The sequence below is a fragment of the Streptomyces sp. DH24 genome (assembly GCF_029813775.1).
Taxonomy (GTDB): Bacteria; Actinomycetota; Actinomycetes; order Streptomycetales; family Streptomycetaceae; genus Streptomyces.
On sequence record NZ_JARVKW010000001.1, the window covers coordinates 348,181 to 373,392 of the forward strand.

A 25,212-nucleotide genomic window follows, 5' to 3' on the forward strand; every position below is an offset into this window, starting at 1 on the left:
TACGGCACGCCTCCACCCCGTCCCGATCAGTACCGCCGTTCCTGCTTCTGCTTGCACTCCACGCACAGGGTGGCCCGAGGGAACGCCTGCATGCGCGCCTTTCCGATGGGGTTGCCGCAGTTCTCGCACAGGCCGTACGTGCCGGCGTCCAGGCGCTCCAGGGCGTGCTCGGTCTGGGTCAGCATCTCGCGCGCGTTGGCGGTCAGCGCCAGCTCGTGCTCGCGCGTGATGTTCTTGGTGCCGGTGTCCGCCTGGTCGTCGCCGGCACCGTCCCCGGAGTCCCGCATCAGGCCGGCGAGGGACCGTTCGGACTCGGCGATCTCGGTCTCCAGCCGTTCCTGCTCGGACTGCAGCCCCGCGCGGGCCTCCGCGACCTCTTCCGGGGTCCAGGGGTCCTCACCGGGGCGCACCGCGAGGTCGCCGGGCTCCGCCGCGGCTACCCGTGCCTTGGGAACGGCGGTCTTCGCCGCCGTGGCCGTGCCAGGAGTCTTCTTCGCAACCACCGTCGTGGCTCCCGTCTGCTCCGCGGCCTGCGCCGCGCCCACTTCCTTGGCTGTGCTCTTCCCGGCAGCCGGTTTCCCGGCAGCCGCCTTGCTCCCACCCGCGCCCGCCTTCTTGGCGGGCACCTTCTTCGCCGCGGCCTTCTCGGCACCCGCCGCCCCGCCGACCGGCTCCTTCGCGCCCTCCTTCTTGCCCGGCGTGCCCGGCACCTTCTTGGCCGCGGCCTTCTTGGCGACGGCTTTCTTGGCAGCCGCCTTCTTGGCGACCGGCTTCTCGGCGACCGCCTGAGCGGCCTCCTTCTTGACGACGGCCTTCTTCGCGACGGCCTTCTTCGCCGCCCCCTGCTTCGCGACTGCCTTCTTCGCGACCACAGTTTTCTCGACCGTCTTCTTCGCGACCGTCTTCTTCGAGGCCTCCTTCTGCGCCTTCTTCGAGGTCTCCTTCTCGGCCGTCACCCCCTCCGCGACCGCCTTCTCCCCGGTCGCCGCCTTCGTCCCCCCGCTCACCGCCTTCTTCTTCCCGGTCGCCGTCTTCTTCGCGGCGGCCTTCTTCACCCGTGTCGCCGCGCCGCCGGCCCGGGCCGCCGAGCCTCCCTGTGCGCTCTTCTTCGCCACCATGGCCGCGGCCCCTTCACATATTGTGATCTTGCTCGCGAATCGTGCTGGGACGATAAATCGACTTGAGCCCCGCGGCAACGGGGCACACCGCCCGATTCGCCCGCCTCGCGGATCGCGCGCGCAAGCATGCATGCGTTGTGCCCAGCTCCCCGCCGGGTAATCCGCCGAGCCGGGCGCCTGGGGTTCCGAACGCGCATACCGTGCCATTCGGGTCAAACAGGGCCATACGCCACCCAGGTCTCCGAGGCCCCGAAAACCGGTCGGCCGCTGTCCGCGCGGCGCCGTACACTGGGCGCAGCGAAAAGCGTGGATGGGGACGAGTAGCGGCGTACGCAGCCCAGAGCGACCCGGGGACGGTGTGAGCCCGGGGGCGAGCGCGACGTGAAGATCACCCCGGAGCCGCCGGAAGAAAGCCCAGCGTGGCGAGTAGAACCGGCTTCGCGACCCCAATGAGGGGGCTCACCGCCGCACACCACGCGCGGGGAGCCAAGGAGGGTGGTACCGCGGGAGCGCGCCGCACACGGCGTACAGGAAAGACAAGGCTCTCGTCCCTCCGACGGAAGGCAGCACGTCCGCCGGAGGAAGCTCCTTGAATACGCAGCCGCAGTACCGCCAGGTACCCGCCCAGGTCGACCTGCCCGCGCTCGAGCACGCGGTGCTCGACTTCTGGCGCGAGCAGAAGATCTTCGCCAAGAGCCTGGACCAGTCCGAGGGCCGCCCCGAGTGGGTGTTCTACGAGGGCCCGCCCACCGCCAACGGCATGCCGGGTGCCCACCACATCGAGGCCCGCGTCTTCAAGGACGTCTTCCCCCGCTTCCGCACCATGCGCGGCTACCACGTGGCCCGCAAGGCCGGCTGGGACTGCCACGGCCTCCCGGTGGAGCTCGCCGTCGAGAAGGAGCTGGGCTTCTCCGGCAAGAAGGACATCGAGGCGTACGGCATCGCCGACTTCAACGCCAAGTGCCGCGAGTCCGTGCTCCGCCACACCGACGCCTTCGCCGAGCTGACGACCCGCATGGGCTACTGGGTCGACCTCGACGACGCGTACGTGACCATGGAGCCCGAGTACATCGAGTCGGTCTGGTGGTCGCTGAAGGAGATCTTCAAGAAGGGCCTGCTGGTCCAGGACCACCGCGTCGCCCCCTGGTGTCCCCGCTGCGGCACGGGCCTGTCGGACCACGAGCTGGCCCAGGGCTACGAGACGGTCGTCGACCCGTCCGTCTACGTCCGCTTCCCGCTCACCTCCGGCCCGCTCGCCGGCGAGGCCGCGCTCCTGGTGTGGACGACCACGCCCTGGACGCTGGTGTCCAACACGGCGGTCGCCGCGCACCCCGAGGTCACCTACGTCGTCGCCACCGACGGCGAGGAGAAGCTGGTCGTCGCCGAGCCGCTGGTCGGCAAGGCGCTCGGCGAGGGCTGGGAGACCACCGGGCAGAGCTTCACGGGTGCCGAGATGGAGCGCTGGACGTACCGGCGCCCCTTCGAGCTGGTCGAGTTCACCGAGCCCGCCCACTACGTGGTCAACGCGGAGTACGTCACGACCGAGGACGGTACGGGCCTGGTCCACCAGTCCCCCGCCTTCGGTGAGGACGACCTCAAGGTCTGCCGCGCCTACGGCCTGCCGGTCGTGAACCCGGTCCGTCCGGACGGCACCTTCGAGGAGGACGTCCCGCTCGTCGGCGGCATCTTCTTCAAGAAGGCGGACGAGAAGCTCACCGCTGACCTCGAAAGCCGCGGCCTGCTGTTCAAGCACATCCCGTACGAGCACAGCTACCCGCACTGCTGGCGCTGCCACACCGCGCTGCTCTACTACGCGCAGCCCTCCTGGTACATCCGCACCACGGCCGTCAAGGACCGCCTCCTTGAGGAGAACGAGAACACCAACTGGTTCCCGGACACGGTCAAGCACGGCCGGTTCGGCGACTGGCTGAACAACAACATCGACTGGGCGCTGTCCCGCAACCGCTACTGGGGCACCCCGCTGCCCATCTGGCGCTGCGAGGACGACCACCTCACCTGCGTCGGCTCGCTCACCGAACTCGGCGAGCTGACCGGCACCGACCAGTCGGGCCTGGACCCGCACCGCCCGTTCATCGACGAGGTCACCTTCGCCTGCCCGCACGACGGCTGCGCGAAGACGGCCACGCGCGTGCCGGAGGTCATCGACGCCTGGTACGACTCGGGGTCGATGCCGTTCGCGCAGTGGGGCTACCCGTACAAGAACAAGGAACTGTTCGAGTCCCGCTACCCGGCGCAGTTCATCTCCGAGGCCATCGACCAGACCCGCGGCTGGTTCTACACGCTGATGGCGGTCGGCACGCTCGTGTTCGACAAGTCGTCCTACGAGAACGTCGTGTGCCTGGGCCACATCCTCGCCGAGGACGGCCGCAAGATGTCCAAGCACCTCGGCAACATCCTGCAGCCGATCCCGCTGATGGACCAGCACGGCGCCGACGCGGTCCGCTGGTTCATGGCGGCCGGCGGCTCCCCGTGGGCGGCCCGCCGCGTCGGCCACGGCACCATCCAGGAGGTCGTCCGCAAGACGCTCCTCACGTACTGGAACACGGTCGCCTTCCAGGCCCTGTACGCCCGCACCTCCGGCTGGGCCCCGTCCGAGGCCGACCCGGCCCCGGCCGACCGCCCGCTGCTGGACCGCTGGCTGCTGTCCGAACTGCACGCGCTCACCGACCAGGTGACGCAGTCGCTGGAGGCGTACGACACCCAGCGCGCCGGCAAGCTGCTGTCCGCGTTCGTCGACGACCTCTCCAACTGGTACGTGCGCCGCTCCCGGCGTCGCTTCTGGCAGGGCGACAAGGCCGCGCTGCGCACCCTGCACGAGGTGCTGGAGACGGTCACGAAGCTGATGGCGCCGATCACCCCGTTCATCACCGAGCGGGTGTGGCAGGACCTGGTCGTACCGGTCAGCCCGGACGCCCCGGAGTCGGTGCACCTGTCGTCCTGGCCGGAGGCGGACCTCACCGCCATCGACCCGGAGCTGTCGAAGCAGATGATGCTGGTGCGCCGGCTCGTCGAGCTCGGCCGGGCCACGCGCGCGGAGTCGGGCGTCAAGACCCGCCAGCCGCTGAAGCGGGCGCTGATCGCGGCGACCGGCTTCGACACCCTCGACCGCGAACTGCACACGCAGATCACGGAGGAGCTGAACGTCGAGTCCCTGGCGTCCCTCTCCGAGGTGGGCGGCTCCCTGGTCGACACGACGGCGAAGGCCAACTTCCGCGCGCTCGGCAAGCGGTTCGGCAAGCGCGTCCAGGACGTCGCCAAGGCCATCGCGAACGCCGACGCGGCCGCGCTGTCCCTCGCCCTGCGCGAGGGCACGGCGTCGGTGGAGGTCGACGGCGAGACCGTCACCCTCGCCCCGGACGAGGTGATCATCACCGAAACCCCGCGCGAGGGCTGGTCGGTGGCCTCCGACGCGGGCGCCACGGTCGCGCTCGACCTGGAGATCACGGAGGAGCTGCGCCGCGCGGGCCTCGCCCGTGACGCGATCCGCCTGATCCAGGAGGCCCGCAAGAACAGCGGCCTCGACGTCGCCGACCGCATCGCGCTGCGTTGGACGTCGACGGACCCGGCCACCACCGCCGCCCTGACCGAGCACGCGTCGCTGATCTCCGACGAGGTCCTCGCCACGGACTACGCCCAGGGCGAGGCGGACGACACGTTCGGCGAGCCGTTCGCCGACGAGGGCCTGTCCCTGACGTTCCGCCTGCGCAAGGTGTAACCGGCAGCACGAAGGCCCGGGCCCGCCAAGAATCTTGGCGGGCCCGGGCCTTCGGCGTTGCGTACGCCGGACAACTGCCCCGGCCTTCGAACAGCCGCCCCAAGAACCGCGAACACGCACAGCACAAGGCGGGGCCCCGGACCGAGAGATCCGGGGCCCCGCCCTGAACGCTGCCGACGCCTACGGCGTACTACAACCCGTCAGTTGTCGTCCTCGTCGATGAGGAAGCCACGCATCGGGGAGGGAGCCTGACCCATCGGACCCGGGCCCTGCGGCCGGACCGGTGCCATCGGCTGGGTCATGGCGGGAGACATCTGCTGCTGACCGCCGTAGGACGGACCGCCGGACGGGCCGGGGTTGCCGCCCATCGTCTGGTTGCCGCCGCCGTACGACGGGGCGCTCGCGCCGGCCGGGGCCATGGAAGGCGCCGGGGACGGCGGGAGGGACGCGGTCGCGGGCGTGCGCGGCGGGGCCAGCGAGTCGTCGGCCTGGGTCTCCAGCTGACGCAGCTGCGACTCCAGGTAGGACTTCAGCCGCGTGCGGTACTCGCGCTCGAAGCCGCGCAGGTCCTCGACCTTGCGCTCCAGCGTGGCGCGGGCGGACTCCAGGGAGCCCATCGCGACACGGTGCTTCTCCTGCGCGTCCCGCTCCAGGGCGTCGGCCTTGGCACGGGCGTCACGCTCAAGACCCTCGGCACGCGAACGCGCCTCGCCGACGATCTTGTTGGCCTCGGAACGGGCCTCGGCGATCGCCTGGTCGGCGGTCTGCTGGGCCAGCGACAGGACGCGCGCGGCGCTGTCGCCACCGGGGCCGCCCTGACCGGGCATGCCGGGGCCGCCCATGGGGCCGCCCATCGGGCCACCGGGGCCCATCTGGCCCTGCATCGGGCCCTGGCCCATCGGACCCTGACCCATGGGGCCGGGACCCTGCGGACCACCCTGACCGCCGGGACCGGCGGGCAGCTGCGGGGCACCGCTCGGCAGCTGGGGCGGGCCACCCATGGGGCCACCCATCTGCTGCTGCGGCGGGCCCGATATGCCGGCGGGCACCGGAGCGCCGGGACCTCGCATGCCCTGCTGCTGCTGGTCCTGCTGCTCGGGCGGCTTCCGCATGTTCTGCTGGTTCTGGGCAGCAGCACGCGTGGCGGCGGCGAGCTTGGCGCGCAGGTCCTCGTTCTCGCGGAGGAGTCGCGTCAGTTCGGCTTCGACCTCGTCGAGGAAGGCATCGACCTCGTCCTCGTCATAGCCTTCTCGGAGGCGGACGGTCGTGAACTGCTTGTTCCGCACGTCCTCGGGGGTCAACGGCATCTCTTCACCTCAACGTAGTCGTCGGCATTCGGCAAGACGGTAGGTCACATCGCTCACAGCCGGCTCACGATCGAGATCAGGATGTAGACGATGATCATCAGTACGAAGAAGGACAGGTCGAGCGCCACGCCCCCGAGACGCAACGGCGGGATGACCCGCCGCAGAAGCTTGAGCGGTGGATCAGTGACAGTGTAGGTGGCCTCCAGAACGACCACCATCGCCTTGCCGGGTTGCCACGAGCGGGCGAACTGGAAGACGTAGTCCATGACCAACCGGAAGATCAGCACGATGAGAAAGCACATCAGCGCGATGTAGACGACATCCAAGACCACGCTCATGACTCGTGCTTCCCTCTCCCCTGCCTGCGTACTTCCAAAGTACTTCTACCGGTCGTGCGTCTCAGCTCTGGTTGAAGAACCCGCCCTCTGCGATGCGGGCCTTGTCCTCCGCCGTGACATCGACGTTAGCAGGCGACAACAGGAACACCTTCTGCGTCACCCGCTCGATGCTGCCGTGAAGACCAAACACCAAACCGGCCGCAAAGTCGACAAGTCGCTTCGCGTCTGTGTCATCCATCTCAGTCAGATTCATGATCACCGGCGTGCCCTCACGGAAGTGTTCCCCGATGGTACGGGCCTCGTTGTAGGTCCGGGGGTGCAGTGTGGTGATCCGGTAAGGCTCTCGTTCGGACACGACCTTGGGCATGATCACCGGTGCGTTCTTCTCCAGGGACTGACGTTCTTGTGTGATGGACGCCACGGGCGCGATGCGCGCCGGGCGGCTGGATTCCGCGGGTAGCGAAGCGGACTGCGCCACCGGTTCGCGCGGCGCCGGAGGATGCACCACTCGCACCGATTCATCCCTTTGGGATTGATGTGCACCGTGCGACTGGTGCGACGGCTCGTGCCGCCGGTGGTCCCGCTCGGGCTCGGGGTCCAGTTCGGGTTCGAAGTCGTCGTCGGGATCGAATCCCCGGCCGTCGTACCCATCGTCCTCCACGAGGCCGAGGTAGACCGCCATCTTGCGCATCGCGCCGGCCATGCTCTGAGTCCTCCGCTCTGTGGTGGATCGGCTGACTGCCAAGTGCCCGCGATCCACGAGGTCGTTTTGACCGCCTTTCGGCGGTAATGACCATATTTTCTGCTGTGGTCCGACTTCTTGGCGACGTTACCCGAGCCTGGGGCGGACTCCGAGTACCGCAGTGCCGACGCGTACATGTGTCGCTCCCGCCGCCACGGCCTGCTCGAGATCCGCACTCATTCCTGCCGAGACCATGTTCGCAGTCGGATGGGCTCGGCGCAGGTGGGTCGACAAATCCATCAACCGCTCGAACGCCGCCTGTTGCCGCCCGGCGTACTCGCCGGTCAGCGGAGCGACGGTCATCAGGCCGTCGAGCCGCAGCCCCGGCGAACCGGCGACCAGGTCGGCCAACTCCTCGACCCCTCCCGGAGCCACGCCACCGCGCTCTCCCCGCGCGCTCTCCCCGGCGTCGAGAGCGACCTGAATGAGACAGCCCACCTCGCGCCCGGCCCGCACCGCCTCCTTGGACAGAGTTGTGACAAGCCTGGAACGATCGACCGACTGCACGACGTCGGCATAACCGACCACGGATCGCACCTTGTTGGTCTGCAACTGACCGACAAAGTGCCATGCGAGAGGCAGATCCGAACACGCGGCGGCCTTGGGCGCCGCGTCCTGGTCCCGGTTCTCGGCGACGTGACGCACACCGAGTTCCGACAGGATCCGCACATCGCTCGCCGGGTAGGTCTTGGTGACCACGATCAGGGTCACTTCCTCCCGCTTGCGACCGGCGGCCACACAAGCGGCGGTGATGCGTTCTTCCACTTTCGCCAGGTTTCCGGCGAGTGCGTCCCTACGGTCCGTCATGCCCCATCAGTCCAGCCAGACATAGCCGGCGAGCCGCCCGGTGGTGCGGTCGCGGCGGTACGAGAAGTGGTCGCCCGATTCGAGCGTGCACACCGGCGACTGCTCCCGGTCGCGCACCCCGAGCCGGTCGAGCTGCGCGTGCACCCCGGCGCTCACGTCGACCGCCGGTGTGCCCCACGAGGTCACGGCGTGCGCCGCAGGTTCGCGGGCGGCGACCTCGGCGCGCATGTCGTCCGGCACCTCGTAGCACCGGCCGCAGACGGCGGGCCCGGTGCGGGCGACGATCCGGGAGGCCTCGGCGCCGAGTTCGGTCATCGCCCGTACGGCGGCCGGGACGACCCCGGCGACCAGGCCGGGCCGGCCCGCGTGGGCCGCGGCGACGACACCGGCGACGGGGTCGGCGAGCAGAACGGGCACGCAGTCCGCGGTGAGGACGGCGAGGGCTAGGCCGCGGCGGGCGGTGACGATCGCGTCGACCTCGGGCACGGGGCGCGCGCCCCACGGCTCCTCGACCACGGCGACGTCGTTGCCGTGCACCTGGTTCATCCAGACCACGCGGGCCGGGTCGATCCCGAGGGACTTGGCCGCGAGCTCGCGGTTGGTACGTACGGCGTCGGGGTCGTCGCCGACCGCGCCGCCGAGATTGAGCTCCTCGTACGGAACGGCGCTCACCCCGCCCCACCTGTCGGTGAAGGCGAAGTGCGCGCCGTTCGCGGTGTCGCGCTGTCCTATCACTTGAGGAAGTCCGGCACGTCCAGCTCCTCGGCCGCACTGTCGGAGTAGGTACGCGGGGCCGGCGGGACCGGCGGGGCGACCGGGAGCTCGTTCACCGGCTCGGGCTTGGGCTCCGGGTCCTCCTTCGGCGTGACGCTGCCGAGCGAGCCGAAGGACGGGCGGCTCTCCTGCTGCCGTGCCGGAGCGGGCTCCTCGCGCTTGGCCGAGGACGAGCCGAGGACGTTGTCGCGCTTGTTGGGCGGCTGGCCGCCGTCGAAGCCGGCCGCGATCACGGTGACCCGGACCTCGTCGCCGAGGGCGTCGTCGATGACCGCGCCGAAGATGATGTTGGCCTCGGGGTGGGCGGCCTCGCTCACCAGCTGGGCGGCCTCGTTGATCTCGAACAGGCCGAGGTCGGAGCCGCCGGAGATCGACAGCAGCACGCCCCGGGCGCCGTCGATGGACGCCTCAAGCAGCGGGGAGGAGATCGCCATCTCGGCCGCGGCCACCGCGCGGTCGTCGCCGCGGGCCGAGCCGATGCCCATGAGGGCCGAACCGGCCTCGGACATGACCGACTTGACGTCGGCGAAGTCGAGGTTGATCAGGCCGGGCGTGGTGATGAGGTCGGTGATGCCCTGCACACCGGAGAGCAGGACCTGGTCGGCCGACTTGAACGCGTCGAGCACCGAGACCTGACGGTCCGAGATGGACAGCAGCCGGTCGTTCGGGATGACGATGAGGGTGTCGACCTCTTCGCGGAGCTCGGCGATGCCGTCCTCGGCCTGGTTCGCGCGGCGCCGTCCCTCGAAGGTGAACGGGCGCGTGACCACGCCGATGGTGAGGGCGCCGAGCGAGCGTGCGATGTTGGCCACGACGGGTGCGCCGCCGGTGCCGGTGCCGCCGCCTTCACCGGCTGTCACGAAGACCATGTCGGCCCCCTTGAGGACCTCCTCGATCTCCTCGCGGTGGTCCTCGGCGGCCTTGCGGCCGACGGCCGGGTTGGCTCCGGCGCCGAGTCCGCGGGTGAGTTCACGGCCGACGTCGAGCTTGACGTCGGCGTCGCTCATCAACAGGGCTTGCGCGTCGGTGTTGATGGCGATGAACTCGACGCCCTTGAGACCGACCTCGATCATCCGGTTGATGGCATTGACACCACCGCCGCCGACACCGATGACTTTGATGACTGCGAGGTAGTTCTGCGGTGCTGCCACGTCGAAGGCCTCTCGCCTCGAGTTACGTGTCGTCGAATCACCGTAACGCGCCGCGCTCCGCGATCCGACGACTGATGCCGAATGGGACGGTCCGTATCGCCGACCCGAACCCTAACGCTGAAGTTTAGGGTTACCAGTGTGTCTGTTGCTGGTCTTCGTCTGACCCTTCTGAACAGGACACTAAGTCGACAAGTGGCGCCCGTTCAACGAACACGCCGAACCTCCCGTTTTTCTTTTCACCCTATGTGATCAGGCGCAGCGACGCCCAACCAGGGTGCTGGCCTGCGCGGATGTGCGTCAACTCCCCGATGACGCAGGGGCGCTGGGAGCGCTGACATCGAAGTGCCCGGCGTCCGGCGTCGCTTTCATGAGGGCCGTGAGCGTGCGAGACTTCGCCCCGCCCCGCTCGCCGCTGCCCCATGCGACGGTGCGTCCGCCGGCCAGCTCGAGCGAGATGTCGTCGTAGGAACGGACCTTGACGTTCCGTGTGTCGCGGGCGACCGCGGCCGGGAGGTCACCGGCGACCCGCACCGCCTCGCGCACCAGTCTGGCCTCGCCGAAGCGGCGCAGGCTCGCGGCGGCCGAACCGGACCGGGCGGGGCGCAATTCCAGGAGCGGAACGCCTTTCGGGGCCTGGGAAACCGTGGCGAAACGGACACCTTCGTCGTCCACTTCCACGAACTTTCCGGCCTTTTGGACAAGGAGTACCGGCTTTCGCTCGGTCACTTTCAGTCCGATTCCGTCCGGCCAGGAACGCTCCACGTCGACCGTGTCGATCCGGAGCAGCTTTTCCCGCAGTCGCGCCGCGATCGCGTCGGTGTCGACGGACACCAGCGGCGCCCCGAGGGGCACGTCCGCCGCCTCGCGCACCCGAGCGTCCGTCAGCACGCGCGTGCCGGACACCGTCACGCGCTCGACGCGCAGCCGGTCCGAGCCGTAGAGCAGCCACACGGCCCCCGCGGTCAGGAGGACCAGGGCGAGGGCCGCGGCGGCGATCGTACGGAGGCGGCGCGGTCCGAGGCGCCGTACGACGGGCGGGCCGGACGACTCCTGCTGGCGTTCACCGCGCTCGGCGGTCGTCGTTCCGGCCACGCTTCCTGCCTTCCGTCACACGTGTCTAGCGCTGTGCACGATGCGCGGCGATCGCCTCGTACACCATGCCGACGAGCAGGTCGTCGGCGTCCCGGCGGCCGAACTCGGCGGCGGCGCGGGACATCTCGTACAGCCGGTGCGGGTCGGCGAGCACGGGCAGCACGTTCTGCTGCACCCACTGCGGGGTGAGTTCCGCGTCGTCGACCAGCAGGCCGCCGCCGGCCTTCACCACCGGCTGGGCGTTCAGCCGCTGTTCGCCGTTGCCGATGGGCAGCGGGACGTAGGCGGCCGGGAGCCCGACGGCGGAGAGTTCGGCGACGGTCATCGCGCCCGCGCGGCAGAGCATCATGTCGGCCGCGGCGTACGCGAGGTCCATCCGGTCCAGGTAACTTACCGGGATGTACGGCGGCATCCCCGGCATCTGGTGCACCTGCGGCAGTTCGTTCTTCGGGCCGACCGCGTGCAGGATCTGGATGCCGGCCTGCTGGAGGTAGGGCGCGACCTGCTGGACGACCTCGTTGAGGCGGCGGGCGCCCTGGGAGCCGCCGGAGACCAGCAGCGTCGGCAGGTTCGGGTCGAGGCCGAACATCGCGCGGGCCTCGGGGCGGGCGGCGGCCCGGTCGAGGGTGGCGATGGAGTGGCGCAGCGGGATGCCGATGTAGCGCGAGTTCCGGAGCTTGCTGTCCGGGGTGGCGACGGCGACCTGCGAGGCGTAGCGCGAGCCGATCTTGTTGGCGAGGCCGGGGCGGGCGTTGGCCTCGTGGATGACGATCGGCACGCCGAGCCGCTTGGCCGCGAGATAGCCGGGCAGGGCGACGTAGCCGCCGAAGCCGACGACGCAGTCGGCCTTGGTGCGCTCCAGGATCTGCTCGGTCGCCTTGATCGTGCCGCGCAGCCGGCCCGGGACGGTGATCAGCTCGGGGGTGGGCTTGCGCGGCAGTGGTACGGCCGGGATCAGCGCCAGCTCGTAGCCCCGCTCGGGCACGAGCCGGGTCTCCAGACCGCGCTCCGTGCCCAGGGCTGTGATCCCCACGGTCGGGTCCTGCCTGCGCAGGGCGTCCGCGAGGGCGAGCGCGGGCTCGATGTGGCCCGCGGTTCCTCCGCCGGCGAGTACGACATGCACCGAAATTCACCGCTCTCCGGACGAGCGTGCCGCCGAGGCACGCCGTCGCATCGTGTTCCAACTCCGGGGACTCCGACCGGCCGCCGGGCCCCCAGCCCCCCGCTTTCTACCAAAGCGGGGTTGCCGCATCGCAAGCGCCGCCCGCGCAGCGGGCTCGTCGCGCGCGAACGCGATGAGCAGCCCGATGGCGAACATGGTCGGCAGCAGGGCGGAACCCCCGTAGGAGAACAGCGGGAGCGGGACGCCGGCGATCGGCAGCAGACCGAGCACCGCACCGATGTTGATCACGGCCTGGGCCGTGATCCAGGTGGTCACGCCTCCCGCGGCGTACCTCACGAAGGGGTCCTCCGTGCGTCCGGCCACGCGGATACCCGCATAGCCTAGAGCCGCGAAGAGGGCGAGCACCGACAGCGTCCCTGCCAGGCCCAGTTCCTCACCGGTGATGGCGAAGATGAAGTCGGTGTGCGCTTCGGGGAGTTGGCCCCATTTTTCCACACTCGCGCCGAGCCCGGATCCGAACAGTCCGCCGGAGGCGAGGGCGTAGATGCCGTGCACGGCCTGCCAGCAGACGTCGCCGGGGCCGGGGTCGGTGGCGCCGAGGCAGGCGAGCCGCGCCATCCGGTTCTCGCTGGTCTTGATCAGGATCGCGCCGAGCAGCGCCGCGACCGCCAGGACACCGGCGAACAGCCTGGTCGGCGCGCCCGCCAGCCACAGCAGGCCGAACAGGATCGCCGTCAGGATGATCGCCGTGCCCATGTCGCCGCCGAGCATGATCAGCCCGAGCAGCATGAAGGCGGCCGGCACCAGCGGCACCAGCATGTGCTTCCACTGGGTGAGCAGCTTCCGGTCCTGCTTGCGGGCGAGCAGGTCGGCGCCCCACAGCACGAGCGCGAGCTTGCCGAACTCGCTGGGCTGGATCTGGAAGGAGCCGCCGAGGGAGATCCAGTTCTGGTTGCCGTTGACCGACATCCCTATCCCCGGCACCTGCACGAGGGCCATCAGGAAGACGGCACCGGCGAGGATCGGGTAGGCCAGCGCGCGGTGCAGCTTCACCGGCATCCGGGAGGCGAGGAACATCAGCCCGCCGCCGATGGCGGCCGCGATGAGCTGCTTGCGGAAGAAGTACGAGCCGGGCAGCGACATCTGCAGCGCGGTGATCTGGGAGGCCGAGTAGACCATCACCAGGCCGAGCACGGTGATCAGCAGACTGCCGCCGAGGATCAGGTAGTACGCGGTCAGCGGCCGGTCCCAGGCCCGGCGGGCCCGCCGGTGGAGCCGGAGTACGGGGTTGTCGCGCGGCGGTCCGCCGACGACGGGGCGCTTGACGGCCCGCTGCACGGGCGGACGCCGGGTACGGCTACCGGGCATCGCAGCCTCCGCTGTCCGTCGGCCTGGACCGTCCCACGCGTCCCTCCCGAAGTCGCCCGGCGCAGGCGGCCGGGTCAGGCGCCGAGTTCGCGAACGGCCTCCGCGAACGCGTCACCGCGCTTGTTGTAGTTCACGAACATGTCCATCGAGGCGCAGGCCGGGGCCAGCAGCACCGTGTCACCGGGACTCGCGAGCCGCTGTGCCTCCCGGACGGCCTGGAGCATCGCCCCAGTGTCGGTCCGGTCGACGTCGACCACCGGTACTTCCGGGGCGTGTCGCGCGAGGGCTTCGCGGATCAGGGCCCGGTCCCGGCCGATCAGGACGGCGCCGCGCAGCCGGCCGGCGGACCGGGCGACGAGCTCGTCGAAGGTGGCGCCCTTGGCGAGCCCGCCGGCGATCCACACGATCGACTCGTACGCCGCCAACGAGGCTTCCGCGGCGTGGGTGTTGGTGGCCTTGGAGTCGTCCACGTACGCCACCCCGGCCACGTCGGCGACGTGCGCGATGCGGTGGGCGTCGGGCCGGAAGGCGCGCAGCCCGTCCCGCACGGCCTGCGCGGGGACGCCGAAGGCGCGCGCGAGGGCCGCCGCCGCGAGGGCGTTGGCGACGTTGTGCGGGGCGGGCGGGTTGACGTCGGAGACCTCGGCGAGTTCCTGGGCGTTCTTCTGCCGGTTCTCGACGAAGGCGCGGTCGACCAGGATGCCGTCCACGACCCCGAGTTGGGACGGGGCCGGGGTGCCGAGCGTGAAGCCGACGGCGCGGCAGCCCTCCTCGACGTCGGCCTCGCGGACCAGGTCCTCGGTGGACGGTTTGCCGGTGGCATCGGCGTTGTAGACGCAGGCGACCCGGTTGCCCTCGTAGATGCGGCCCTTGTCCCTGGCGTAGGCCTCCATGGAGCCGTGCCAGTCGAGGTGGTCGGGGGCGAGGTTCAGCACGGCGGCGGAGTGGGCGCGCAGCGAGGGCGCCCAGTGCAGCTGGTAGCTGGACAACTCCACGGCCAGGACGTCGTACTGCTCGTCGCCGAGTACGGCGTCCAGCAGCGAGACGCCGATGTTGCCGACGGCGGCGGTGCGCAGGCCGGCCGCCTCCAGGATGCAGGCGAGCATCTGCACGGTGGTGGTCTTGCCGTTGGTGCCGGTGACCGCGAGCCAGGGCGCGGCGTCCGGGCCGCGCAGCCGCCAGGCGAGCTCGACGTCGCCCCAGACGGGGACGCCGGCCCGCTCGGCGGCGGCGAACAGCGGCTTGTCGGGCTTCCAGCCCGGCGCGGTGACGATCAGTTCGGTGCCGTCGGGCAGGGTCGCCCCGTCGCCGAGGCGCACGGTGATGCCGAGGGCCTCCAGTTCGGCGGCCTGGGCGCGGGCGCGTTCGTCGTCGCCGTCGTTGACGACGGTGACCCGCGCGCCGAGCCCGTGCAGCACCTTGGCCGCCGGGACGCCGGAGACGCCGAGCCCGGCGACGGTGACGTTCTTCCCCTGCCAGTCGGTCACTTGTCCGCTGCCCATCCCGCGTAGAAGAGGCCCAGTCCGACGATCACGCAGATGCCCTGGATGATCCAGAAGCGGACCACCACAAGGACTTCGGACCAGCCCTTGAGTTCGAAGTGGTGCTGGAGTGGCGCCATCCGGAAGACGCGCTTGCCGGTCAGGCGGAAGGAGCCGACCTGGATCACCACGGACATGGTGATCAGGACGAACAGGCCGCCGAGGATGGCGAGCAGCAGCTCGGTGCGGGAGCAGATCGCCAGGCCCGCGAGGACGCCGCCGAGCGCGAGCGAACCGGTGTCGCCCATGAAGATCTTGGCCGGCGAGGTGTTCCACCACAAAAAGCCGAGGCAGGCACCCATGAGCGCCGAGGAGACGACGGCGAGGTCGAGCGGGTCGCGGACCTCGTAGCAGGCGCCCGGGTTGGTCAGGGTCTGCGCGTTGGCGCAGGACTCCTGGAACTGCCAGACGCCGATGAAGGTGTAGGCGCCGAAGACGAGGACGGAGGCGCCGGTGGCCAGACCGTCCAGACCGTCCGTCAGGTTCACGCCGTTCGACATCGCGAGGATCATGAACAGCGCCCAGACCACGAACAGCACCGGGCCGATCGTCCAGCCGAAGTCCGTGATGAACGACAGCTTGGTGGAGGCCGGGGTGTTGCCGCGGTTGTCCGCGAACTGCAGGGAGAGCACCGCGAAGGCGATGCCGACGATGAGCTGGCCGGCCATCTTCGCCTTGGCCCGCAGGCCCAGCGAACGCCGCTTGACGATCTTGATGTAGTCGTCGAGGAAGCCGACCAGGCCCATGCCCGCCATCAGGCCCAGCACCAACAGGCCGGAGAAGGTGGGCTGGTAGCCGGTGATGACCTTGCTGAGGAAGTACGCGGCGATCGTCGCCAGGATGAAGGCGATACCGCCCATGGTCGGCGTACCGCGCTTGCTGTGGTGCTCGCGCGGGCCGTCGTCCCGGATGTACTGGCCGTAGCCCTTGCGGGCCAGCAGCTTGATCAGCAGCGGAGTGCCGATCAGGGTGAGGAACAGACCAATGACTCCTGCGAACAGGATCTGCTTCATCATCGGGCGGCAACCTCACCCTCGGCACCGGCCGCGAGCAGCGCCTCGGCGACGCTCTCCAGGCCGACCGACCGGGACGCCTTCACGAGTACGACGTCTCCCGGGCGCAGCTCGCTGCGCAACAGGTCGACCGCCGCCTGTGCGTCGGACACGTGCACCGACTCCTCACCCCACGAACCCTCGTTATATGCGCCCAGTTGCAGCCAGGACGCTTCCCTGCCCCCGACCGCGACGAGCTTGCTGACGTTGAGCCGGACGGCGAGCCGTCCGACCGCGTCGTGCTCGGCGAGCGCCTCGTCCCCGAGCTCGGCCATCTTGCCGAGCACCGCCCACGTGCGCCCCCCTTTCGCCCGTGCGGCTTCGCCCATGGCTGCCAGGGCGCGCAGGGCGGCCCGCATGGACTCGGGGTTCGCGTTGTAGGCGTCGTTGACGACCGTCACGCCGTCCGGACGCTCGGTGACCTCCATCCGCCAGCGGGAGAGGGAGCCCGCCTCGGAGAGCGCGACGGCGATCTCGTCTGCGGACATGCCCAGCTCGTGGGCGACGGCGGCCGCGGCGAGCGCGTTCGACACGTGGTGCTCACCGTACAGGCGCATGGTCACATCGCTTGCACCGGAGGGTGTGTGAAGCCTGAAGGCGGGCTGTCCACTGTCCGTGAGTCGCACGTTCTCGGCTCGAACGTCCGCTTCGTCGGACTCTCCGAAAAGGAGCACCTTCGCCTTCGTACGGGATGCCATGGCCCGTACGAGCGGGTCGTCCGCGTTGAGGATGGCCGCGCCGCCCTCGTCGGCCGTGGGGAGGGCCTCGACGAGTTCGCCCTTGGCCTGCGCGATCTGCTCGCGGCCGCCGAACTCGCCGATGTGGGCGGTGCCGACGTTGAGGACGAGGCCGACCTTCGGGGGCGTCAGCTCGGCGAGGTAGCGGATGTGGCCGATGCCCCGGGCGCCCATCTCCAGCACCAGGAACCGGGTGTCCTCGGTGGCGCTGAGCGCGGTGAGCGGCAGTCCGATCTCGTTGTTGAGGGAGCCCGGCGTGAACACCGTCGGCGCCTTGCGCCGCAGCACCTGGGCGATGAGGTCCTTCGTGCTGGTCTTGCCCGCGGAGCCGGTGAGGGCGACGAGGGTGGCGCCGAGCCGGGTCACGACGTGGCGGGCGAGGGCGCCGAGCGCGGCCTGCACGTCCTCGACGACGATCGCGGGCACGCCGACGGGGCGGGACGCCAGCACGGCGGCCGCTCCCGCGGCCACGACCGCTTCCGCGAAGTCGTGGCCGTCCACGCGCTCGCCCACGAAGGCGACGAAGAGGCTGCCGGGCTCCACCTCGCGGGAGTCCCGGACGACCGGCCCGGTGACCTGCACGGAGGGGTCCGGTATGTCGTGCGTCTGCCCGCCGACGACTTCTGCGATCTCGGCGAGAGAGAGGGCGATCACAAGTTCATCCCCTGGATCATGCGGGATTTCATCCCTGGGTCTTCTGAATGGCTTCGCGAAGCACCTGGCGGTCGTCGAAAGGACGGACCACTCCGGCGATGTCCTGGCCCTGCTCGTGGCCCTTGCCCGCGACCAGCACGGTGTCGCCGGGCTCCGCGCGGGCGACGGCGGCGGCGATCGCGGCGGCCCGGTCCTCGAAGACCTGGACCTCGCCGCGCTCGTGCGCCGGCACGGACGCCGCGCCCTGGAGCATGGCCGCGAGGATCGCGAGGGGGTCCTCGGAGCGGGGGTTGTCGGAGGTCAGTACGGCGGTGTCGGCGAGCCGGGCCGCGGCGGCGCCCATCGGCTCGCGCTTGGTGGTGTCCCGGTCGCCGCCGCAGCCGAGCACGATGTGCACCCGGCCCTCGGTGACCTTGCGCAGGGCGCGCAGGACCGATTCGACGGCGTCGGTCTTGTGCGCGTAGTCGACGACCGCGAGGTAGGGCTGCCCGGCGTCCACGCGCTCCAGCCGGCCCGGCACGCCCGGTACGGCGGCCACGCCGTCGGCGGCGGCCTGCGGGTCGAGTCCCGCGGCGGCGAGGGCGACGATCGCGGCGAGGGTGTTCGCCACGTTGAACGGGCCGGCGAGCGGCGATGTGGCGGTGATCCGCTCGCCCTTGGGGCCGATCACGGTGAACGTGGAGTCCAGCGGCCCGACCCGGACGTCGTCGGCGCGCCAGTCGGCGTCCGGGTGGCCCTCGGCGGAGAAGGTGACGACCGGGACGGTGGCCTCCTTGGCGAGCCTGCGGCCGTACTCGTCGTCGACGTTGACCACGCCGAGTTTGCTGCGTTTCGGCGTGAACAGCTGTGCCTTGGCCCGGAAGTAGTCCTCCATGTCGGAGTGGAACTCCATGTGTTCCGGGCTGAGGTTGGTGAAGACGGCGACGTCGAAGACGCAGCCGTCGACCCGGCCGAGCACGAGCGCGTGGCTGGAGACCTCCATGGCGACGGCCTCGACGCCGCGTTCGCGCATGACGGCGAACAGGGCCTGCAGGTCGGTCGCTTCGGGCGTGGTGCGCTCGGACTTGATGCGCTCGTCGCCGATGCGCATCTCCACCGTGCCGATCAGGCCGGTCGAGTGCGCCGTCCGCAGACCGCCCTCGACGAGGTAGGCGGTGGTGGTCTTGCCGGAGGTGCCGGTGATGCCGATCTGGAGCAGGTCGCCCCCGGGCCGGCCGTAGATGGTGGCCGCCAGCTCGCCCATCCGGGCCCGCGGGTCGGCCACGACCAGCACCGGCAGTCCGGTGGCGGCGGCGCGTTCGGCGCCCGTGGGGTCGGTGAGCACGGCCGCCGCGCCGAGGCCCGCGGCCTGTCTGACGAAGTCGGCGCCGTGCATGCGGGCGCCCGGCAGCGCGGCGTACAGGTCGCCTGGCCGGACGGCGCGCGAGTCGTGGGTGATGCCCGAGATCTCGACCGCGCGGTCCGTCTCCGGCTGCTCGGCACCCAGCTGACCGGCGAGTTCCGCGAGGGGTGTGGCGGTGACCCGCTCCGGCCGGGGCGGTCCCGGATATGTCACGGGGTGGCCCTTCTGGGTGGTTTGGGACTGATCAGCGTGTGGCACGGCGGTGAGCGTACCGGGCGTACCCGTCCTGGAGCGAAGCGAGGGGCCGGGGTCGCTCTGGTTCCCGGGGTCGGGGGTGATCGTTGTCACGAGGTGTTCCTGGGTGGTTCCGTGCTGACCGGGTGCGACCGGCCAGGGGTGCGGGCTGATCAGGGCTGGTAGGTGACGGGAAGCCGGGCGGGCGGGGCGCCGGTCGGTGGGACCTGGAGGGTCTTGAGGGCGAACTCCATGACCTGCTTGTAGACGGGTCCGCAGATCTGGCCGCCGAAGTAGCTGCCCTTCGTGGCGTTCTGGATGGCGCAGTAGACGGTGACGCGGGGCTTGTCGGCGGGCGCGAATCCGGCGAACGACGAGGTGTAGCCGCGGTACTTGCCGGTGGCCGGATCCACACGGTTGGCCGTGCCGGTCTTGCCCGCCACGCGGTAGCCGGGGATGCGCGCCTTGGTGCCGGTGCCCTCTTCGTCGTCCACCACCGACTCCAGCATCTCGGCGAGGGTCTTCGCCGTCTTCGTGCTCACGACCCGCGTCTTCTTGGGTTTCGGGGCGGGTGTGAAGCGCCCGTCGGCGCCCTTCGCGCCGCGCACCAGGGTGGGTTCGACGCGTACGCCGCCGTTGGCGATGGTCGAGTAGACGGAGGCCGCCTGCATCGCGTTGATGGACACGCCCTGGCCGAAAGGAATCGTGTACTGCTGCGAGGTGGACCACTCGTCGGGCGGGGCGAGGATGCCTCTGGTCTCGCCGGGGAAGCCGAGCCCGGTGTAGCCCCCGAGGCCGAACTTGCGCAGGTACGAGTACAGGACCTGGTTGGACTCCCGCTGCGTCTTGCCGAGCTGGCCGGTGGCCAGGATCGTGCCGATGTTGCTGGACTTGGCGAGGACGCCGTTGAGCGTCAGGTACCAGGTCGGGTGGTCGACGTCGTCCTTGAACAGCCGGTCGCCCCGGTGCAGCCGGTTGGGCACGACGACGTGCGTCATGGGCGTGGCGGCGTTCTCCTCCAGCACGGCCGCCATCGACATGACCTTGGCGGTGGAGCCGGGCTCGTAGGCGTCCTGGAGGGCCGCGTTGCCGAGCGCCTCGGGGCTGGCGCCGGACAGGTCGTTCGGGTCGAAGCCGGGCGCGTTGGCCATGGCGAGGATCTCGCCGGTCCTCGTGTCCTGCACGATCACGTAGCCGCGGTCCGCCCGGGACTTCTTCACCTGCTCGGCGATCGCGTTCTGCGCGGCCCACTGGATGTCGCGGTCGATGGTGAGCTCGACGTCGCTGCCGGGCACGGCGGGCGTCTCGTTGGAGCCCGCGGTCGGGACCTGCCGGCCGCCGGACTGGGCGTAGCGGACCTTGCCGTCCTTGCCGGTGAGCTGCTTGTCGAGCTGGGACTCGATGCCGCCGCCGCCCTTGCCCTCGCTGTTGACCCAGCCCAGTATCCCGGCGGCGAGGTCGCCGTTGGGGTACACGCGCTTGCTGCTGGGGTCGGCGAAGACGCCCGCGAGCACGTTGACGGTGGCCCTGTCCTTCTCGGCCTTCTTCGCGAGCGCGCTCTTGAGGTCCTTGATCTGGTTCCAGACCTGGGGGGTGCGGCTGCGGGCGAGCCGGACGTAGCGCAGGTCCTTCTTGGCGGGCCGCAGCTTCTTCGCCAGGTCGGCCTGGTCGAGGCCGAGGATCGGCGCCAGCAGGGCCGCCGCCTGTTCGGGTCCGTCGCCGATCTTGAGCTGCTTGCGCGTGAACATCGTCGGGTCGGCCGTGATGTCGTACGCGTCGACGCTGGCCGCGAGGGCCACGCCGTTGCGGTCGGTGATGCCGCCGCGTTCGGCGGCCAGGGTGTGCACGACGTACCGGTTCTGCTGGGCCTTGGCGCTGTACGTGCTCGCGTCCACGGCCTGTACCTGGAGCAGGCGCAGGGTGAAGGCGATCAGCACCAGGGTGAGCGCGACGCCGACCATGCGCAGCCGGGGGCGGGGGCTGCCCAGCCGGATGACGCGCGGGGAGGCGGGGCGGGGCGGGCCGGGGCGGCGGGCGGCCGGGCGGGCGCCGCTTCCGCGCGGCCGGGCGCCGCCGGGGCGCGCGGGCCCGGCGGGTCCGGGTACGCGGCGGCGGGGCGGTTCCCTGTCGGACACTTTCCGTCACCTGCCGGGGGTCGAGGTCGTGGCGGGCTGTGCGGGCGAGGGAGTCGGCGCGGCGAGGCCGGTGGCCGCCGGGGCGGGGTCGGTGGCGGCCGGGGCGGGGTCGGTGGCGGCCGGGGCGGGCGCGCCCGCGGGTGGTGTGCTCACGGGTGGCGCGGGCGCCGTGGGAGTCGCGGCCGGGCCCTCGGCGGGCATCGCCCGGGGCGGGAGGATGAGCGGCGTACGGCTCGCCGTCTGCGTGCCGAAGGCCGGGCTCGGGACGCCCTTGACCTTGCCGTCGGGGCCGAGGAAGGCCGGGTCGCCGCCGGGGACCATGCCGAGTTCGCGGGCGCGGCGCTGCAGGGCGTCGGGGGCGGAGTAGGCGTCGACGTCCCGCTGGAGTGCCTGCTCCTCGTCGGTGAGGTCCTGCGTCTGCCGCTCCAGGTCGTCCAGCCGGAAGGAACCCTCGCTCAGGGCGGAGTTCAGCACCAGCAGTCCGATGAGGCCGCCGCCGAGCAGCAGGACGACGAGCAGCACGAACGGGGTGCGGGCCGCCTGGCCGACCTGCCCGGTCGGCAGGAGCTGCGCGAGACGGGCCGCCCTCCCCCGGAGTTCGGGTTTCCTGCCCAGCAGGGACTTGCCGGCCGGCGGCGCCTTGGCGCTCGCCCCGGGCTTCGCGCTCGACTGCGGTTTTCCAGCGAGTTGGGTTTTCCTACTCACGCGCCCTCCCCCGGGTTCGTTTTCCGAACCGACCGTGCGGCACCCGCCTCACTCCACGTCCTCCCTGATGCGCTCGGCGCCGCGCAGCCGGGCCGGTGCCGCCCGGCGGTTCGCCGCGATCTCTTCCTCGGTGGGAAGTTCGGCACCGCGGGTCAGCAGCTTGAGCCGGGGCTGGTAGCGCTCGGGCACGACGGGCAGTCCGGGCGGCGCCGTGTTGGCGGCACCGGCCGCGAACACCTGCTTGACCAGCCGGTCCTCCAGCGAGTGGTACGACAGCACGGCGATCCGCCCGCCGACGCCGAGAGCGCGCACGGCGGCCGGAACGGCCCGCTCCAACACCGCCAGTTCGCCGTTGACCTCGATGCGCAGTGCCTGGAAGGTGCGCTTGGCCGGGTTGCCGCCGGTGCGCTTGGCGGCCTGCGGCAGCGCGTCGCGGATCAGCTCGACCAGCCGCGCGCTGTTGCTGAACGGTTCCCTCGCGCGTTCGCGCACGACGGCGGCCACGATCCGCTTGGCCTGCTTCTCCTCGCCGTACGCGCGCAGGATGCGGACGAGCTCGCCCGGCGGGTAGGTGTTGAGGACCTCGGCGGCGCTGACGCCGGTCGTCTGGTCCATGCGCATGTCGAGCGGCGCGTCCTGCGCGTAGGCGAAGCCGCGGTCGGCCTCGTCGAGCTGCATGGAGGAGACGCCGAGGTCGAACAGGACGCCCTGCACGCGCGGGACGCCGAGCCGGTCGAGCACCTCGGGGAGCTCGTCGTACACGGCGTGCACCAGAGTGGCGCGTTCCCCGTACGGGGCGAGCCGCTCGGCGGACAGCCGCAGCGCCTCCTTGTCCCGGTCGAGGGCGACGAGGCGCGCCTCGGGGAACCGCTCCAGCAGGGCCTCGCTGTGGCCGCCGAGGCCGAGGGTGCAGTCGACGACGACCGCTCCCGGCCGCTCCAGGGCGGGCGCCAGCAGGTCCAGGCACCGCTGGAGCATCACCGGGACGTGTCGACTCTGACTCAAGGGGCCCTCTCAGATCCGGCACGAGGCCGTCCGCACCGCCCGGTCCCCGCCCCGCTCGCAAAGGGGAGGCCGGCCGGCGCCGGAAGCGTCAGCCGACCGGGAGCGGGGAGGCCGAGCCGTACGTACGCGCCGCGCACGTGGGGAGATCTCCGGACGTCGTGCCGGGGTCTCCGGGAGAATTCAGTCCAGCAGGGAGAGCCTCGCCTCCCGCTTCGCGTCACTTTAGTCCACCGTGTCGCCCGGTCAATCAACCGGCCTGCGCGTCGTGGGTCCCGGTCGCGGGCGGATTCTCCGGCGCGGGAAATCAACGGGAAATCACTCGTCCGGCGGGACGGCCGCCACTCTTGTGGATTAGCTCACAACACGGCTCGATGACGTTCTTTGTCCTGTCTCACAGCGAGCCTGAATCGTTCCTGACCAGTACCGTTCTCCGCATGACGACTTCTGCATCGGTACCCGCAGGCTCCGAGGGCGCCGCAGCCGCCGGCACTGTCACCGACCGTCTCGTCGAGGCGAACGAGCGGTACGCTGCCGCGTTCACCGACCCCGGCATGGACGCCCGCCCCGCGCTCGGTGTCGCCGTGGTGGCCTGCATGGACGCCCGTCTCGACCTGCCCGCGGCCCTCGGCCTGGAACTCGGCTCCTGCCACACCATCCGCAACGCGGGCGGCGTCGTCACCGACGACGTGATCCGCTCGCTCACCATCAGCCAGCGCGCGCTCGGCACGCGCAGCGTGGTCCTCGTCCACCACACCGGCTGCGGCCTGGAATCCCTCACCGAGGACTTCCGGCACGACATCGAGATGGAGGTCGGCCAGCGCCCCGCCTGGGCGGTGGAGTCCTTCAAGGACGTCGAGCAGGACGTGCGCCAGTCGATCCAGCGCGTGCGCACCTCGCCGTTCCTGCTGCACACCGACGACATCCGGGGCTTCGTCTTCGACGTGAAGACGGGTCTGCTGAAGGAGATCGACCCCGCCTGACCAGGCCACCCACCCCGAAAACGGCACACCGCGCACCGCACGAAAGATCCTAAGACCCGACATATCGCGGCCAGTTGTCCACAGGCGAGTGACACGAATCGGTAACGGCAGCAAGAATGCGGGTGTGGCATCGCGCGGAACTTTTCACGCACGGTGTCCGTGTTCGGGGTGGGCCGGTCCGCACCACAGAGCGTCGGCCCGGGAAATTTGGGGTACCCCCTGCTCCCCTGTGAGCGCGGGGAAGGGCCGAGGAGGGCCGGGTGACGACCTATGACGATCGAGCGAGCCTCACTGAACTGACCGACGTCGCGGAGCGCGTACGGGGTTCGATGGAACGCGTGATCGAGGGCAAGCCGGAGGTCGTACGGCTCTCGCTGACCGTGCTGCTCGCCGAGGGACACCTGCTGATCGAGGACGTCCCGGGAGTCGGCAAGACGATGCTGGCCAAGGCACTGGCGCGGTCCATCGACTGCTCGGTGCGGCGCATCCAGTTCACGCCGGACCTGCTGCCGTCGGACATCACCGGGGTGTCCATCTGGGACCAGCAGCGCGCCGGCTTCGAGTTCAAGCCGGGCGCGATCTTCGCGCAGGTGGTGATCGGCGACGAGATCAACCGCGCCTCGCCCAAGACCCAGTCCGCGCTCCTGGAGTCCATGGAGGAGCGGCAGGTCACCATCGACGGCAGCACGTACGAGCTGCCCAGCCCGTTCATGGTGGTGGCGACGCAGAACCCGGTCGAGATGGAGGGCACCTACCCGCTGCCCGAGGCGCAGCGCGACCGCTTCATGGCGCGCGTCTCCATCGGCTACCCGAGCGCCGAGGCCGAGCTCCAGATGCTCGACGTCCACGGCGGGGTCAACCCGCTGGACGACCTCCAGCCCGTGGCGCACGCGCACGAGATCCTGAAGCTGATCGAGGCGGTGCGCGGCGTCCACGTCGCCGAACCGGTCCGGCGCTACGCGGTGGACCTGGTCGCCGCCACGCGCACCCACCCCGACCTCAGACTCGGCGCCTCCCCGCGCGCGACGCTGCACCTGCTGCGCGCGGCGAAGGCGTCCGCCGCCCTGAGCGGCCGGGAGTACGCGCTGCCGGACGACGTCCAGGCGCTCGCCGGGGCCGTCCTCGCCCACCGTCTGCTGCCCACCGCCCAGGCCCAGCTCAACCGGCGCACGGCGGAGCAGGTCGTCCAGGAGATCCTCCAGCACACGCCGGTGCCCGCGGCCCCGCAGCCGCAGGGCGGCTACGGCCTGGGCCGGGGCGCGCCGGCGTAC

The 25,212-nt window shown here is 70.9% G+C and carries 20 protein-coding genes; 3 read left to right on the forward strand and 17 right to left on the reverse strand.

Annotation, left to right across the window (positions count from 1 at the left end):
• Positions 1–26: 26 nt before the first annotated feature.
• Positions 27–1,118, reverse strand: a complete 1,092-nt coding sequence (locus tag QC282_RS01605; protein WP_279547308.1) for a TraR/DksA C4-type zinc finger protein — start codon at positions 1,116–1,118, stop codon at positions 27–29.
• Positions 1,119–1,707: 589 nt separating this feature from the next.
• Between QC282_RS01605 and ileS the strand changes: the two genes are divergently transcribed.
• The gene (ileS, locus tag QC282_RS01610) at positions 1,708–4,854 is read left to right on the forward strand and encodes an isoleucine--tRNA ligase (protein ID WP_279547309.1); all 3,147 of its coding nucleotides are present in this window, start codon (positions 1,708–1,710) and stop codon (positions 4,852–4,854) included.
• A gap of 200 nt (positions 4,855–5,054) precedes the next feature.
• On the opposite strand, the gene QC282_RS01615 is transcribed toward ileS, so the two are convergent.
• From QC282_RS01615 to rsmH, 16 genes are all read right to left on the reverse strand, one after another.
• Positions 5,055–6,161: a DivIVA domain-containing protein gene (locus tag QC282_RS01615; RefSeq protein WP_279547310.1), complete on the reverse strand. Its 1,107-nt coding sequence runs from the start codon at positions 6,159–6,161 to the stop codon at positions 5,055–5,057.
• 53 nt (positions 6,162–6,214) lie between these two features.
• Complete coding sequence (locus QC282_RS01620; protein WP_030248691.1) at positions 6,215–6,499, reverse strand: YggT family protein; 285 nt, start codon at positions 6,497–6,499, stop codon at positions 6,215–6,217.
• Between the two features lie 61 nt (positions 6,500–6,560).
• Positions 6,561–7,202 carry a cell division protein SepF gene (locus tag QC282_RS01625; RefSeq protein ID WP_279547311.1) on the reverse strand — a complete coding sequence of 214 codons (642 nt, stop codon included), beginning with the start codon at positions 7,200–7,202 and terminating at the stop codon, positions 6,561–6,563.
• Between the two features lie 126 nt (positions 7,203–7,328).
• Positions 7,329–8,048, reverse strand: coding sequence for a YggS family pyridoxal phosphate-dependent enzyme (locus tag QC282_RS01630; RefSeq protein ID WP_279547312.1), 720 nt, complete (start codon positions 8,046–8,048; stop codon positions 7,329–7,331).
• 6 nt (positions 8,049–8,054) lie between these two features.
• Entirely contained in the window at positions 8,055–8,783 is a 729-nt protein-coding gene (gene pgeF / locus QC282_RS01635; protein ID WP_279547313.1) for a peptidoglycan editing factor PgeF, read from the reverse strand.
• Positions 8,780–9,973, reverse strand: coding sequence for a cell division protein FtsZ (gene ftsZ / locus QC282_RS01640; RefSeq protein ID WP_279547314.1), 1,194 nt, complete (start codon positions 9,971–9,973; stop codon positions 8,780–8,782). The genes pgeF and ftsZ overlap by 4 nt, the downstream gene beginning before the upstream one ends.
• 297 nt (positions 9,974–10,270) lie before the next feature.
• Positions 10,271–11,065, reverse strand: coding sequence for a cell division protein FtsQ/DivIB (locus tag QC282_RS01645; protein ID WP_279547315.1), 795 nt, complete (start codon positions 11,063–11,065; stop codon positions 10,271–10,273).
• 25 nt (positions 11,066–11,090) lie between these two features.
• Positions 11,091–12,188 carry an undecaprenyldiphospho-muramoylpentapeptide beta-N-acetylglucosaminyltransferase gene (gene murG, locus QC282_RS01650; protein ID WP_279547316.1) on the reverse strand — a complete coding sequence of 366 codons (1,098 nt, stop codon included), beginning with the start codon at positions 12,186–12,188 and terminating at the stop codon, positions 11,091–11,093.
• Between the two features lie 6 nt (positions 12,189–12,194).
• Positions 12,195–13,556: a putative lipid II flippase FtsW gene (gene ftsW, locus QC282_RS01655; RefSeq protein ID WP_279547317.1), complete on the reverse strand. Its 1,362-nt coding sequence runs from the start codon at positions 13,554–13,556 to the stop codon at positions 12,195–12,197.
• Between the two features lie 74 nt (positions 13,557–13,630).
• On the reverse strand, positions 13,631–15,058 hold the full coding sequence (gene murD / locus QC282_RS01660) for a UDP-N-acetylmuramoyl-L-alanine--D-glutamate ligase (protein ID WP_279547318.1): 1,428 nt from the start codon (positions 15,056–15,058) through the stop codon (positions 13,631–13,633).
• Positions 15,040–16,110, reverse strand: a complete 1,071-nt coding sequence (mraY, locus tag QC282_RS01665; protein ID WP_279547339.1) for a phospho-N-acetylmuramoyl-pentapeptide-transferase — start codon at positions 16,108–16,110, stop codon at positions 15,040–15,042. Before mraY ends, murD begins: the two co-directional genes overlap by 19 nt.
• The gene (murF, locus tag QC282_RS01670; protein WP_279547319.1) at positions 16,110–17,540 is read right to left on the reverse strand and encodes a UDP-N-acetylmuramoyl-tripeptide--D-alanyl-D-alanine ligase; all 1,431 of its coding nucleotides are present in this window, start codon (positions 17,538–17,540) and stop codon (positions 16,110–16,112) included. The genes mraY and murF overlap by 1 nt, the downstream gene beginning before the upstream one ends.
• A gap of 28 nt (positions 17,541–17,568) precedes the next feature.
• A complete protein-coding gene (locus QC282_RS01675; RefSeq protein WP_279547320.1) occupies positions 17,569–19,095 on the reverse strand; it encodes a UDP-N-acetylmuramoyl-L-alanyl-D-glutamate--2,6-diaminopimelate ligase in 1,527 nt (508 codons plus the stop codon).
• Positions 19,096–19,289: 194 nt separating this feature from the next.
• Positions 19,290–21,251, reverse strand: coding sequence for a penicillin-binding protein 2 (locus tag QC282_RS01680; protein ID WP_279547321.1), 1,962 nt, complete (start codon positions 21,249–21,251; stop codon positions 19,290–19,292).
• A 6-nt stretch (positions 21,252–21,257) separates the two neighbouring features.
• Positions 21,258–21,866, reverse strand: coding sequence for a hypothetical protein (locus QC282_RS01685; protein ID WP_279547340.1), 609 nt, complete (start codon positions 21,864–21,866; stop codon positions 21,258–21,260).
• 138 nt (positions 21,867–22,004) lie between these two features.
• Positions 22,005–22,961 carry a 16S rRNA (cytosine(1402)-N(4))-methyltransferase RsmH gene (gene rsmH, locus QC282_RS01690; RefSeq protein ID WP_279547322.1) on the reverse strand — a complete coding sequence of 319 codons (957 nt, stop codon included), beginning with the start codon at positions 22,959–22,961 and terminating at the stop codon, positions 22,005–22,007.
• A gap of 434 nt (positions 22,962–23,395) precedes the next feature.
• Here rsmH and QC282_RS01695 point away from each other — a divergent pair, with 434 nt between their 5' ends.
• Positions 23,396–23,941: a carbonic anhydrase gene (locus tag QC282_RS01695; protein ID WP_279547323.1), complete on the forward strand. Its 546-nt coding sequence runs from the start codon at positions 23,396–23,398 to the stop codon at positions 23,939–23,941.
• A gap of 260 nt (positions 23,942–24,201) precedes the next feature.
• On the forward strand, positions 24,202–25,212 hold a 1,011-nt coding region (locus QC282_RS01700), incomplete at its 3' end, for a MoxR family ATPase (RefSeq protein WP_279547324.1).